Source organism: Nonomuraea terrae (assembly GCF_004348995.1).
GTDB classification, from domain to species: Bacteria; Actinomycetota; Actinomycetes; order Streptosporangiales; family Streptosporangiaceae; genus Nonomuraea; species Nonomuraea terrae.
Genome location: NZ_SMKQ01000104.1, coordinates 1 through 13,279 on the forward strand (window position 1 = coordinate 1; position 13,279 = coordinate 13,279).

Annotated in this window: 13 protein-coding genes; 10 read left to right on the forward strand and 3 right to left on the reverse strand. The window is 70.7% G+C overall.

The features are described from left to right. Positions 1-278: TetR/AcrR family transcriptional regulator (locus E1286_RS27640; protein WP_132616984.1), on the reverse strand; the 278-nt coding region annotated here is incomplete at its 3' end. A gap of 143 nt (positions 279-421) precedes the next feature. Between E1286_RS27640 and E1286_RS27645 the strand changes: the two genes are divergently transcribed. The 7 genes from E1286_RS27645 (at position 422) to E1286_RS27675 (ending at position 7,484) form a co-directional block, all read left to right on the forward strand. Further along, entirely contained in the window at positions 422-1,156 is a 735-nt protein-coding gene (locus E1286_RS27645; protein ID WP_031067588.1) for an SDR family NAD(P)-dependent oxidoreductase, read from the forward strand. A gap of 33 nt (positions 1,157-1,189) precedes the next feature. Next, on the forward strand, positions 1,190-1,813 hold the full coding sequence (locus E1286_RS27650) for an NADPH-dependent F420 reductase (RefSeq protein WP_132616986.1): 624 nt from the start codon (positions 1,190-1,192) through the stop codon (positions 1,811-1,813). A 264-nt stretch (positions 1,814-2,077) separates the two neighbouring features. Beyond that, positions 2,078-2,326: a hypothetical protein gene (locus tag E1286_RS27655; RefSeq protein ID WP_132616988.1), complete on the forward strand. Its 249-nt coding sequence runs from the start codon at positions 2,078-2,080 to the stop codon at positions 2,324-2,326. Positions 2,327-3,178: 852 nt separating this feature from the next. Beyond that, positions 3,179-5,113 carry an outer membrane protein assembly factor BamB family protein gene (locus tag E1286_RS27660; protein ID WP_246075221.1) on the forward strand — a complete coding sequence of 645 codons (1,935 nt, stop codon included), beginning with the start codon at positions 3,179-3,181 and terminating at the stop codon, positions 5,111-5,113. A gap of 279 nt (positions 5,114-5,392) precedes the next feature. Beyond that, the gene (locus E1286_RS27665) at positions 5,393-6,007 is read left to right on the forward strand and encodes a TetR/AcrR family transcriptional regulator (protein WP_132616992.1); all 615 of its coding nucleotides are present in this window, start codon (positions 5,393-5,395) and stop codon (positions 6,005-6,007) included. Continuing rightward, a complete protein-coding gene (locus tag E1286_RS27670; protein ID WP_132616994.1) occupies positions 6,004-6,210 on the forward strand; it encodes a ferredoxin in 207 nt (68 codons plus the stop codon). Before E1286_RS27665 ends, E1286_RS27670 begins: the two co-directional genes overlap by 4 nt. Continuing rightward, on the forward strand, positions 6,207-7,484 hold the full coding sequence (locus tag E1286_RS27675; RefSeq protein WP_132616996.1) for a cytochrome P450: 1,278 nt from the start codon (positions 6,207-6,209) through the stop codon (positions 7,482-7,484). Before E1286_RS27670 ends, E1286_RS27675 begins: the two co-directional genes overlap by 4 nt. Position 7,485: 1 nt before the next feature. On the opposite strand, the gene E1286_RS27680 is transcribed toward E1286_RS27675, so the two are convergent. Continuing rightward, complete coding sequence (locus E1286_RS27680) at positions 7,486-8,589, reverse strand: LacI family DNA-binding transcriptional regulator (protein ID WP_246075222.1); 1,104 nt, start codon at positions 8,587-8,589, stop codon at positions 7,486-7,488. A gap of 232 nt (positions 8,590-8,821) precedes the next feature. Here E1286_RS27680 and E1286_RS27685 point away from each other — a divergent pair, with 232 nt between their 5' ends. The 3 genes from E1286_RS27685 to E1286_RS27695 all read left to right on the forward strand — a co-directional run bounded on the left by E1286_RS27685 (position 8,822) and on the right by E1286_RS27695 (position 12,574). Continuing rightward, entirely contained in the window at positions 8,822-9,601 is a 780-nt protein-coding gene (locus tag E1286_RS27685; protein WP_132616998.1) for a GNAT family N-acetyltransferase, read from the forward strand. Between the two features lie 365 nt (positions 9,602-9,966). After that, entirely contained in the window at positions 9,967-10,572 is a 606-nt protein-coding gene (locus E1286_RS27690; RefSeq protein WP_132617000.1) for a hypothetical protein, read from the forward strand. Positions 10,573-10,597: 25 nt separating this feature from the next. Next, positions 10,598-12,574, forward strand: a complete 1,977-nt coding sequence (locus tag E1286_RS27695; RefSeq protein ID WP_223190460.1) for an alpha-glucuronidase — start codon at positions 10,598-10,600, stop codon at positions 12,572-12,574. Here the strand turns inward: E1286_RS27695 and E1286_RS27700 are convergent. After that, positions 12,568-13,266 (reverse strand): DUF624 domain-containing protein, encoded by a 699-nt coding sequence (locus E1286_RS27700; RefSeq protein ID WP_223190462.1) that lies wholly within the window; start codon positions 13,264-13,266, stop codon positions 12,568-12,570. The two genes, E1286_RS27695 and E1286_RS27700, sit on opposite strands and share 7 nt — an antisense overlap. Positions 13,267-13,279 lie beyond the last annotated feature (13 nt).

Below are 13,279 nucleotides of genomic sequence, written 5' to 3' on the forward strand. Positions count from 1 at the left end.
GCGAGGAGCCGTTCGCGGGGCGTGAGGTCGGTGCGGTCGAACACGCCGGACAGAATGGAGGGGTCGAACCGGCGCAGGTACTCGGTGACGAGTTCGTCCTTGCCGGTGAAGTGCTGGTAGGCCGTGCGCTTGGACACCTGGGCCGCCGAGCAAAGCTGGTCCATGCCGGTGCGGTTGATGCCCTGCTCGCGGAACAGTTGCTGGGACGCGCCGAGGATGCGCTCGCGGGCGCCCCGGCCCCGGCGGCGGCCCTTGGGGCCCTTCTCCAACTCCGTCATGGGTCCATGGTACGCCGGCTGGGTAACGACCGGTGTACATAGTTTGCGTCCCGGCCGCGCGCCCCGTACCGTAAGCACACAGGGCGGTGTACATAACGCCGTCATCCCAGGTGCGCAGGGCACCACCGACCTAAAGGAGCAACATGGGAAAGCTTGACGGCAAGGTAGCGGTCATCACCGGCGGCACCACCGGCATGGCGCTGGCCGGCGCGAAGCTGTTCGTCGACGAGGGAGCGCACGTCTTCATCACCGGCCGCCGCCAGGACGCCCTGGACGAGGCCGTGAAGCAGATCGGCCGCAACGTCACCGGCGTCCAGGGCGACGCCGCCGACCTGGACGACCTGGACCGCCTCTACGACACTGTCAAGCGGGAGAAGGGAAGCCTCGACGTGCTGTGGGCCAGCGCCGGCGGGGGCGAGCCCGCCCCGCTCGGCGAGATCACCGAGGCCCAGTTCGACACCTGGTTCGGGCTCAATGCCCGCGGCACCCTGTTCACCGTCCAGAAGGCCCTCCCGCTCTTCAACGACGGCGGCTCCATCCTCATGACCGGCTCCAACGCCTCCCTCGGCGCCTTCCCCGGCTGGAGCGTCTACGCCGGCAGCAAGGCCGTCCAGCAGGCCTGGGCCCGCGTCTGGCTCAACGAGCTCAAGGACCGCCGCATCCGCGTCAACGTCCTGACCCCCGGCCAGGTCGCCACCGCCAAGCAGGAAGAACTCTTCGACGAGGCCACCAAGCGCCAGTTCGAGTCCCTCATCCCCCGCGGCCAGATGGGCCGCCCCGACGAAATCGCCACCGCCGCCCTCTTCCTCGCCTCCGACGACTCCAGCTACGTCAACGGCATGGAACTCGTCGCCGACGGCGGCACCACCGCCATCTGAACCGAACAACGCACAACCAGGGCAGGACATCTCATGAGCAACATCAGCATCATCGGCACCGGGAACATGGCTCGCACCATCGGAGCGCGGGCGGTAGCGGGCGGCAACACCGTCGAGGTCATGGGCCGCGATCAGTCCAAGGCCGCTGACCTGGCCAAGGCTCTCGGCGACGGCGCCACGACGGGAGAATGGGGCACCGCCCCGGCCGGGGACATCGTCATCGTGGCCCTGTTGTACGACGGTGTCGTGCCGGTCGTCGCCCAGTACGGAGACGCTCTCGCGGGCAAGGTCATCGTCGACATCAGCAATCCCTTCAATTCCACGTTCGACGGGCTAGCCCACCGCGAGGAGACCTCGATCGCGCAGGAAATCGCCAAGGCGGCACCGGCCAGCGCCAGCGTGGTGAAGGCGTTCAACACCATCTTCCGTCATGTCCTGGAGAAAGGTCGGCCCGACGTCTTCATCGCTGGCGATAATGCGCAGGCCAAGGCAAGTGTGGAGGCGTTCATCGAGAGCCTCGGGCTGCGCCCGCTGGACGTCGGCGGCCTGAAAATGGCGCACTGGCTGGAAGGAGCGGGCGTGGTCACGGTGGGCCTAGCCAACCACGGGGTGGGGAACGTGGACTTTGCCCTCAGCATCACCGAACTTCCCGTCTGAGCAAACGGTTGACGGATCACCGAAAGCCGCCGGGGATGGGCGCCGAGGACGGCCTCGCCGAGGGTGGTGATGCCGTCACCGAGCACCTCGCCCCGCCCTGCCGCCACCACTGATCGCGGGGGCCATCCTCACCCCCGCGGCCGCGCACACCGGGGGCGAACAGAAACCGTTGGCCCCCACCGCTGCCGTGTCCGCACGCCCGCACGGTCCAATGACTTCCAGGCGGTCGTCTACTTCATCCGGTCACATGTCGATGCCGACGCCGTGCTCACCGAGTCGGCGATGCTGCCTGACCGCACAGGGGCGGGCTTGCGTGAAGTCGACGTCCTCATCACCAGCCATGCTCGTGATGGGAGGCAGGTGCGGATCGGGGTCGAGTGCCGTGACCATATCCAGAAACCGGACATCACCTGGGTCGAGCAGGTGGTCACCAAGCAGGCGGACTTGGAGCTGGCAGCGGTTTCACCGTGGGCGCGGTCGCCAAAGCCTGTTACTACGGCATTGAGCTGGTGACGCCGGAAAGGCCGATCCCTGCGGACGGGCCTCTCGGTCGGCTGGGGCAGCCGCACCTGGAATGTCGCGACCTGATTCGAGAACGTCTGATCTCCGTCTCCGGCCAGGTCAGCCGGAATGGGGACAGTCAGGTCATTCCCTTGCCTGCGGGCGCCGCGGTCTTCGACGCCGAGGGCATGGTGCTGTGTAGCGTCGCCGGGTTGGTGGGGATCTTTCTGGATGGCGCGGACCTGCGGGAGGTGGTGGCTCAGGCTCCCGGCCAGTCCGTGGAGTTGCGCGTACGGTCTCCGATTTCGTGCTTCGCCGTGACGAGGGCGGCGATCCAATCGAGGTGTTCATCGGCACGAGGGACGGGCAACTATTGCGCTTGACCAACTTCGACGCCGTGCTTGGCGCGGTGGTTTGTCATTCGTTGCCCGCAATGAGCGACACCTGTCGCCGACCAGCGATTCAGCAGCAACGCCGGATGACACGGCCTCGTCCAGGGTGTGCATGCCGAGGGCGAGGACGCCAGCGGCCGGGAGGGGCGCGACCAGCTGCTCCAGCAGCGTGCGGCGCTCGCGCAGCGGCAGCCCGGTCACGTCGTGGGGCGTGGAGCCGGAGCAGGTCTTCACTGTCAAGTTGGAGCTGCGAGTGCACTCATGGGGCCGGCGGTGCGGAATGTGGGCAGTGATGCTCCCCCACGGGTTCGACTGGCATGGGGGTGCCGGACGGCCGGTGTTGACGGTGGCACGCTCACAAGATTACGGTCTGGACCAAAACTTTGCAGCTTTGAACATCATGGAGGTGCGGCCCGTGCCGCGAACCTGTCTTGCGCTGCTCATGGTCATGTCCGCCTTATCGATACCGGCCTTGCCGACAGCGGCCGCCGCACAGGCGACGGCCGCACCGAGCTGCGGCACCCCGGCCGTCACCACGTACGGCCCTGCCTCCGTCACCGGCGCGATCGTCGGCGCCACCGTCCACGAGGGCCACGCTTACGTGGTCTCCCGCGGGCCGAAGCCTCCGGTCGTCGCCGAGATCGACCTGGCCACCCGCAAGGTGACGCGTACCGCGACGCTGCCGGACGGCCCCAAGGCAGGCGAGCCGGAAGGCGGCTGGGCCACCGCCGTCGCCGGCGGCAAGCTGTACATCGGCACCTACCCCGTACCCGACCTGTACAGCTACGACCTGGCCACGGGCCAGGTGGCGCACCTGCACTCCTTCGGCGCGAACGGCGGCTTCGTCTGGAGCATGGCCGCCGCGCCGGACGGCACCCTCTACCTCGGCACCTCCTCCGACGGCCGACTCTGGGAGTACGTCCCCTCGACGGGCGCAGTCCGCAGGTACGGTGTGCTGGCCCAGGGCGAGCACTACGTCAGGGCGGTCGCCGTCGATGAGACCACCGCCTACGTCGGCCTGCTGGAGAAGGCCAAGCTGATGGCCGTCGACCGGGTCAGCGGCGCGGTCAGGGAGCTGGCCCAGGGGCCCCAGGCCGTCGGCACGGTCTTCCTCCATGGCGACCGGGTGCTCGCGGCGAGCGGGAGCACGCTGATCGACGTGCGCAAGGACGGCACGGACCGGCGGCAGTTCGAGGCCGGGGTGGGCGTCATCGACGCGTTCGAGGTGGCCCCCGACGGCACGGTCTACCTCACCTCGCGCCCCGACGGAGCCGTCTACAGCTACCGCACCGGGCAGGACGCGGTGACCAAGGTCGCCGACCCGCCTTCGCCGGGCGAAGAGACCCGGGCACTGAAGCTGGACGGGCAGCGGCTCATCGGCTTCGCCGGCAGTGGCGGCATGTGGTGGCTGGACCTGCCGAGCAAGACCTCCGAGTTCGTCGACCTCATCGACGCGGGCTTCCCGACCGGCGCCGAGCGCACCCAGAGCATGCTGCTGGTGCCGAACCGGGCCCTGTACATCGGCGGCCACTTCGCCGTGGAGGTGCGTGACCTGCGGACCGGGCAGGAACGCAGAATCCGCGTGGTCGGCGAGCCGAAGGCCATGGTGCGGCGGGGGAACAAGATCTACGCCGCGCTGTATCCGAGTGGCCAGATCATCTCCATCGACCTGCACACCGACGAGGTACGCGGCCTCGGCTACATCGGGCATGACCAGTCGCGGCCGTGGGACATCGAGCACGACCCCGTCACCGACACCATCCTGGTGGCCTCTGCCCCGACCGGCGCGAAGCTGCAGGGTGCCCTGACGGTGCTCGACCCCGACACGGGGACGATGGACGTCTACCCGAATGTCATCCCCGACCAGAGTCTGATGAGCCTGAGCGTCGACCCCGAGCGCGGCATCGTCTACCTCGGTGGCGACGTGCTTGGCGGAGGCGGCACGCCGCCGACCAGGACGACGGCCTCGATCGCCGCCTTCGACCTGAAGCAGCGCAAGGTGGTACGGCAGCTCGATCCGCTTCCCGACCACCGTACCTTCCAGGACCTCAAGGTCCACGAAGGGCTGCTGTACGCGGTGTACAAGCGCGTGCTGGGCGCCTGGATCGCCCTGGACCCCGCCACCGGGACCATCAAGCACCAGGGCCTGCTGTCGGGACACGGCGAACTGCAGGTCCACAACGGCCGGGTGTTCACCTCCACCTTCTTCGGCGGCGGCAACGCCTACGAACTCGGATCGGAGGCCAGGCTACTCGCAACCGGGCTGGGCGACGAGTGGCACACCAATCCGCACCTGCAGTTCGAGCCCGGCTCCTTCGACGCCTGGACGATCGTCGGCCGGGATCTGGCGAAGGTGCGGCTCGACCCGCGCTGCCCGCCTGTGACGATCCCGGAGTCGCAAAACTAGTTCCGGCCTGCACCGGAATCCGATCAATCCGCTTCCATCCGAACGGTATTTCCGCAGGTGAAGGCCGGATTCCGGCGAGCACCGTAGTGCGCGGTCCATCGGTAACACAGCGTCGGTGAACCGTACTGCCGTTGGATACGACTCAGCCCCAGCCCTGTCCGGCTGGGGCTGAGTCGTGCACGAAGCCGAACTCCAGAAAGTGCTGGGCCGCTTAGTACAGTCGCCGGACAACTGGAATCGGGTCTTGACGATTCAAATGAACGTCTTTTTAATTCGTTCATGGGACGCATAGCCGGCGTCACCGCCGCCGAGACGCGTGAGCGCCTGCTGCTCGCCGCCGCAGACGCCTTCGCCGAGCGCGGCTACGACGGCACCCGGGTGGTGGACATCGCGGCCGCCGCGGGCGTGAGCAACGGCGCGCTGTACGCGCACTTCGGCTCCAAGGCCGAGCTGCTGGTGGCCGCGCTGCGCACCCACGGGCAGCGGCTGCTGGCGAGCCTGCTCGCCGCCGACCCCGAGCGTTCGGCCACCGACCTGCTGCTCGCCATCGGCCGGCAGCTGCCGCGTCCCCGCGACGCCCGGGGCTACCTCATCGTCGAGGCGCTGGTCGCGGCCCGCCGCGACGAGGACGTGGCCGGGCCCATGCGCGACTACGTGGGCGAGCGCGCCGGCTGGATCGCCGACCTCGTACGCGTCGCACAGGACGGCCGCGAGATCGACGCCGGGCTGTCGCCCAACGCGCTGGCGCACTTCTGCCTGCTGCTCGCCATGGGCAGCGCGCTCGTGCCGCCGGACCTGCACGCGGTCGAGGACGACGAGTGGGCCGCGCTGCTGGCCAGGGTCGCCGCCGCCCTCGCCCCCGCCGACACCGCACCAAGGGAGCCAACCGAGTGAAAGTGCAGATCAACCCCGAACGCTGTCAGGGCCACGGCCGCTGCTACGACCTGGCGCCCGAGCTGTTCGGCGAGGACGACGAGGGCTACGGCGTGGTGCTCGGCGACGGCCTCGTGGCGCCGGAGCACGAGCGGGCGGCGCGCCTGGCGGTGGTCAACTGTCCGGAGAAGGCGATCGACTCGGGCGAGGAGACCTCATCATGACCGTCGACGACCGCTTCACGCAGGGCTTATTCCGAGACCCCGACGAGAACGAACCTGTCGGCGTCCGCAGCGAGATCGTCACGGGGCCCGTCTCCGACTGGGCGACCGACTTCTCGCACCTGGAGCCGGAGTGGGCCGCGGACCCGTACCCGATCATCGATGACCTGCGGGGGCGCTGCCCGGTCGCGCACACCGACCGGTTCGGCGGCGGGTGGCTGCCGACCCGTTATGAGGACGTCGCCGCCGTCGCGTACGACACCGAGCAGTTCTCCTCGCGGTCGATCATCATGAGCAACTTCCGGCCGCCGCTCGAGCTGGCGCCGATGGGGGGCTCGCCGCCCATCTCCTCCGACCCGCCGTTCCACCACCACGCGCGCAAGCTGCTGCTGCCCGCGTTCACCAAGACGGCGGTGGCCAAGCGGGAGGAGGCGACGCGGGCGTACTGCCACGCGCTCATCGACGCGCTGGAGGGGCGCGCGGAGGTGGACGTCGCGCGCGACTACGCCCAGCACATCCCGGCACGCGTCATCTCCGACATGCTCGGCTTCCCGCCCGAGGACGGCCCGCGCTTCCGGGAGTTCATCGAGACCGTGCTCGAAGGGGTCAACCTGCCGCCGGAGGAGCGCGTGGCGGGCATGGACGAGCTGTTCGACTACCTGCTGGCGCAGATCCGCGACCACCTCGACAACCCGCGCGACGACCTGACGACGTACCTCATCGACGCGGAGATCTTCGGGCAGAAGCTGGAGTCGGCGCACGTCGCGGGCACGATGGCGCTGCTGCTGATCGCGGGCATCGACACGACGTGGAGCGCGATCGGCGCCTCGCTGTGGCACCTGGCCAAGACGCCGGCCGACCGGGAGCGGCTGGTCAGCGAGCCGGAGCTGCTGCCGACCGCGATGGAGGAGTTCCTGCGGGCGTACGCGCCGGTGACGATGGCGCGCCTGGTCAAGCAGGACATGCACTGGAACGGCGTGGACATGAAGGCCGACGACTGGGTGCTGCTGTCGTTCCCGGCGGCCAACCGCGATCCGGCGCAGTTCGACCGGGCGGACGAGGTGGTCATCGACCGTGAGGTGAACCGGCACGTCGCGTTCGGCCTGGGGATTCACCGCTGCGTCGGCTCACACCTGGCGCGCATGGAGCTGCGGGTGGCCCTGGAGGTGTGGCTGGAGCGGGTCCCGCGCTTCAGCCTGGTCGACCCGGCGGCGGTGACGTGGGCGACGGGGCAGGTACGCGGCCCGCGCTCGGTGCCCGTCCGCATCGACGGGTAGCTCAGGTCGAGGCGCGTTCGACCAGGTCGGGCTGGAAGATGACCTGGCGGTGCTCGTGCTCGGCGAGGTGGTTCGCCTCGTCGAGCAGGAGCTGCGCGGCCGTGTGGCCGAGCTGCTCCCGGGGCTGCCTGATCGACGACAGCGGCACGGCCGCCGCGGCGGCGAAGCCGATGTCGTCGTAGCCGAGGATCGCCAGGTCGGCCGGCACCCGCAGGCCGCGCTGCGTCATCTCCTGCAGCACGCCGATCGCGACCAGGTCGTTGGCGCAGAAGACCGCGGTGGGGCGCTCGCCCGGCGGCAGGTCGGCGATCTCCTTGCCGGCGGCTCGGCCGGTGGCGATGGTGAGGTCGGGCAGCGGGATCACGGTGAGCGTGTCGCCGGGCTCCAGCACCCCGGCCAGGCCGTCGTGCCGCTCGCGCACCTGCCGCACGCCGAACGGCCCCCCGGCGAAGGCGATGTGGCGGTGGCCGCGCTCGCGCAGGTGGAGCCCGGCCAGCCGGCCGCCGAGCACGTCGTCCACGGCGACGGAGCAGCCGTGGACGTGCGGGGCCGAGCTGTCGAAGACCACCACCGGGATGCCGCGGCCGGCGAGCCGGCCGAGCCGCTCCTCCACGCCGCTGTCGTTGACCGGCGTGATGAGTACGCCGAGCGGCCGCTGCTCCTCGAACGTCTCCAGCAGCGCGGCCTCGCGCGCCGCGTCCTTGTTGCTGTTCAGGACCATGACGGTGACGTCGGCCTGCTGGGCCGCGGTCTCGGCGCCGCGCAGCACGTCGATGAAGAACGGGTTGGACAGGTCGAGCGCGACCACGCCGATGGTCCTGCTGCGGCCGGCGCGCAGCTGGCGGGCCGGGCCGTTGCGGACGTAGCCGAGCTGTGCGATCGCCGCCCGGACCCGGCGGCGCGTGTCGGGGGCCACCACCTCGGGCCGGTTGAGCACGTTGCTCACGGTGCCGACCGAGACCCCCGCGAGCCGGGCCACCTCTTTGATGCTCGACATCGTTCCTCGTGTCCGGTGAGCTGCGCTGGTGACAGGCGTGGTGATGACCGGGGTCAGCGCCTGGGGCGGCGGATCGTTCCAGGTCACGGGCGTGTCGGTGGCGATCATAGCGCAGGCTCTCCTTCCGGTTTTGGGTGGTTCGCCCCGAAACCGCACCCGTGGGCGGCCGTTCAGCTCCGCCCCAGCGGCGGAACGGCAGCCCCGCTGTCCAGGCCATCGCGGCTGCCGCGGCGGACGTCCGCGCCCCCGCGTGGCCGGCGTCAAGTTCGCCGACTTCATGGGCGAGGACAAAGGGGTTGATATATGAATAAACCGGTCATGGCACCGGTAGCCTGCCCTCATGACACGTATGATCGATCCCGCGACGGAAGCGGCCGTGAACGCGTTCCACGCCACCATTGCCAGGTTCACGGAGCTTGTGCCCGGTATGTATATGCGGCAGGGTGCTGCCGGTACCAGATTGGAGTTCTCCGGTCTGCCCATGCCCACGCTCAATGTGGTGTCCGTCGGGTCCGAGCAGGACCTTGGCGAGATAGACGCGTTCGCGAAGGAGCTGTCGGCCAAGGATGTGCCGTGGAGCATCCAGGTGCGGGGTCAAGCCGATCCGGCGGTGCTGGAGGTGGCCGCCCGCTACGGCCGAACGTCCTCCTTCACGCTTCCTCTGTTGACGTGGGACGCGGAGCTGCTGCCCACGCTGCCCACCGGCATTCCTGCGGGTGCCACCGTGCGGCAGGTCACCGGGGGCGAACGTGAGGTGTTCGCGACCGCCCTGGCAGCGGGGTTCGAGATGCCGAGAGATGTGGCCGAGGTGTTCGCCACGCCTGCCCTGCTGGATACGCCCGACACGACGGCCTACGTTGTGGACGTGAACGGCGAAGCCGTCGCGACCGGATTCAACATCATGGCCGGCGACCACGTAGGCATGTACAACGGTGCGGTCCCTCCGCAGCACCGGCGCAAGGGCTACTACCGTGCTCTCGTCGCGGCGCGTCTGAGGGACGCTGTTGCCGCAGGGGCACGTCACGCCTTCGTCCAGAACACGCCGATGTCCCGGCCTCTGTACGAGTCGTTCGGATTCCGGCTCGCGGAGGAATGGACCTACCTCACGTCCACCGGCTGACGTCGTGACCGGCAGGGTGGCAGCGACCAGGCGGCAACCGGTGCCACCCTGTTCCGCATCACGCCAACGCATGGGCTCGGGCGAGTATCCGGCCGGCTGGGGAAGGAACCGTCGCCGATCGACCCGTCGAACCCGGCAGTCCTGGCGACGGCGCTGGGGAAAGGGAGCGGAACGCCTGGCGTGCGGGCCAACGCGAGGACGTGCTCGCGGAGGGTGCGGGTGGACTGCTGTGGTACGGCGCTTGCCTGCGCGATAACGTGGATCACCAATCGTGATCTTTCTGGCGGTCGCGCTTGACCGGCGTGGCGATTCATGCCTAGATCGAGTGATTCGACCGCCCGAGACCTCCTGGAGGACCGCAGCGCATGGCATCGGCAGGGACGCATCCGCCCGTGCTGACCGAGCACCGCGACAGGACCAGGGAACGCAGGGGACGCGCGTTACGGGTCGCCACGGTGGCGGCGGGCCTCCTGCAGCTCGCCGCGGCCGCGATCCTGATCGGGCTGCCGGGCGGCTCGCCCACGCTCACCCTGGTGCCGGTTCCTGACGGCGAGGCCGAGCCGACCCCCGGGCAACGTCCGGCGGCGGCGCTCAGCGTGCGCCCGACCGCCTCGCCGGTCCCGTCCACGCCCCGGGCGGAGCCGTACGATCGTCCCGCCGCGCCCCAGGGCAGCCCGGCACGTCCGGCCTCCCCCGCGGACACTCCCGGGGCCGTCAACGGGCAGGGCGCCGCACCGCGGCTGCGCGGGATCGTCCCGCCGCCTGACGCGGTCGCGCCCGCGCCGCCGGCCCGCAGGCGGCCCGTCGTCCGCTCGGCCAGGCCGTACGCGGTGCTGCCGTCGCCCGGACTGACGCCGCGGGCGAGCGTGGAGCCGACCGTGAAGGCCGTCCGGCCGAGGAAGACCCGGGAGCCGTCGAAGGTGCCGGGGCAACCGGCCGCCATCGACGAGCACGGCGCCGTCAAGGGATAGCCCCAGAACACCCGAAGGAGCCCTCGTGACCATCCCCGAGCTGAGCGGCGTCCACCCGGCCTGGCTGCCGCCGGAGGCGTTCCGGGCGATCGGCTCACGCCGCACGCTGGTGCTCGGCGACGACGTCCTGGCCGACACCGTACGCGCCGAGGTCGCGCACGCCTGCGCCCGTTACGGCGGCACGCTGCACGACGACCGGGACGGCGCGTACGACCTCGTGCTCGCGCTCGATTCCGAGGCCGGCGTGGGCCCCGAGGGGTTCGTGCTGAGCCGCCACGACGGCGCCACGACGGTGGTCGCCGGCGGCCCGGCCGGGCTGCTGTACGGGCTGTTCGAGGTGGTCCGGCGCGGTGAGACGGCGTTCGGGGCGGACCTGCCCGCCGAGGCGCACCGGCCCGCGCTGCGCCGGCGCATGCTCGACCACTGGGACAACATCGACGTGCACCCCGTGATGGGCCAGGTCGAGCGCGGCTACGCGGGCGGGTCGATCTTCTGGCGGGAGGGCGGGCCGCGCGACCTGACCCGGGTGCGCGCCTACGGCCGGCTGCTCGCGGCGTGCGGGATCAACGCGGTCGCGGTCAACAACGTGAACGTGCACGCCACCGAGGCCCGCCTGCTGACCGACCGGCTCGGCGAGGTCGCCGCCATCGCCGACGAGCTGCGCCCGTACGGGATCCGCGTGCACCTGTCGGTCAACTTCGCCTCCCCCGTCGCGCTCGGCGGCCTCGCCACCGCCGACCCGCTGGACGACGGCGTGCGGGCGTGGTGGGCGCGGACGACCGAGCGCGTCTACGCGACGATCCCCGACTTCGGCGGCTACGTCGTCAAGGCCGACTCGGAAGGCCAGCCGGGACCGTTCGCGTACGGGCGCGACCACGCCGACGGCGCCAACATGCTCGCCGACGCGCTGGCGCCCTTCGGCGGGGTGGTGCACTGGCGGGCCTTCGTCTACGACCACCGGCAGGACTGGCGCGACCGCTCCACCGACCGCGCCCGCGCCGCCTACGACCACTTCGCCCCGCTCGACGGGCGCTTCCGCGACAACGCGATCGTCCAGGTGAAGAACGGCCCCATCGACTTCCAGGTGCGCGAGCCGGTCTCGCCGGTGATCGCGGCCATGCCGGACACCCGGCTGGCGGTGGAGCTGCAGGTGACGCAGGAGTACACCGGCCAGCAGAAGCACGTCTGCTACCTGGCGCCGATGTGGCGGGAGGTGCTCGGTTTCCGGCCGTGGGGACCGGACGGGCGGACGGTGGCGGACGTGGCCACCGAACTGGTCGCGGTGTCCAACGTGGGCGACGACCCGTACTGGACCGGCCATCCGCTGGCCCAGGCCAACCTGTACGCGTTCGGCCGGCTCGCCTGGGCGCCGGGGCTGGACCCGGCGGACCTGCTGGACGAGTGGATCGGCCTGACGTTCCCCGTCGCCGGCGACCCCGGGCGGCTGCGCCGCATCCTGCACGAGATCATGGACGGCTCGTGGCGGACGTACGAGCGATACACGGCCCCGCTCGGCGTCGGCTTCATGGTCCGCCCCGGCCACCACTACGGCCCCGACGTGGACGGCTACGAGTACACGCCGTGGGGCACGTACCACTTCGCCGACCGCGACGGCGTAGGCGTCGACCGCACCCGCGCGACCGGCACGGGCTTCACCGGCCAGTACCCGAAGCCGTGGTCGGACGTCTACGAGTCGCCGGCGAAGTGCCCCGACGAGCTGCTGCTGTTCTTCCACCACGTCCCGTACGGCCACGTGCTGCACGACGGGACGACGGTGATCCAGCACATCTACGACACCCACTTCGCGGGCGCCGAGCAGGCCGCCGCCATGCGGGATCGGTGGGAGAAGGCCGCCGGCGACGTGCCGCCGGAGCTGCACGCCCGGGTGCGGGAGCTGCTGGACGAGCAGGTACGCAGCGCGCGGGAGTGGCGCGACCAGATCAACACGTATTTCTTCCGCAAGTCGGGCGCTGCGGACGCCCACGGGCGGCGGATCTACTGAGTGAACCGCTCCTCGACCTCGGTGTTCATCGGCCGGGCCTGACGGCCGAGCACGGCGGTGAACACCGAGGCCAGCAGGGCCAGCACCGCCTCGGAGGCGACCAGCACGACGCCGGCCGCGACGACGAGCAGGCACAGGTTGGCGACGGTGGCGCCGGGGAAGCGCCCCAGCGCGTACGCCGCGAGCTTGGCCACGTCCACGGCGCGGAACACGAACAGCGACGTGATCACCAGCGCGTTGGTCACCCAGAGCGTGGCGATCACCGCGATCACGACGAGCAGCACCGCCCACCAGCCGGGCACGCCGGCGGCGGAGAAGTTGCCCAGGTTGACGCCGATGACGGTCATCCCGAGCAGCCACGGCACCCAGATCTTCAGCGCCCCGGCGGCGTTGGCCCGGTAGCCGCGCCAGAACAGCCGCGCGGGGCTGAGGTCGGTCAGCTCGCGCTGCCGGCGGCGCAGGGCGTACACGGCGGCCGAGAGGGCGGGGCCGAGCGGCAGCAGGCAGAGGGCGGCCAGCGGCACGTTGGCCGCGTCACGCTCCAGCAGGACGAGCCCCGCCAGGCCCGGCACGGTGGCGAGCAGGAGCAGCAGCTCGACGACCAGCAGGCTGTAGACCAGCGCGGCGGCTCGGGAGAGCGGCCCGCTGCCGAACCGCCGGCCGGTCGCGTCGCCCGCCATCACGTCGCTCATCGTGCGCCCTTCC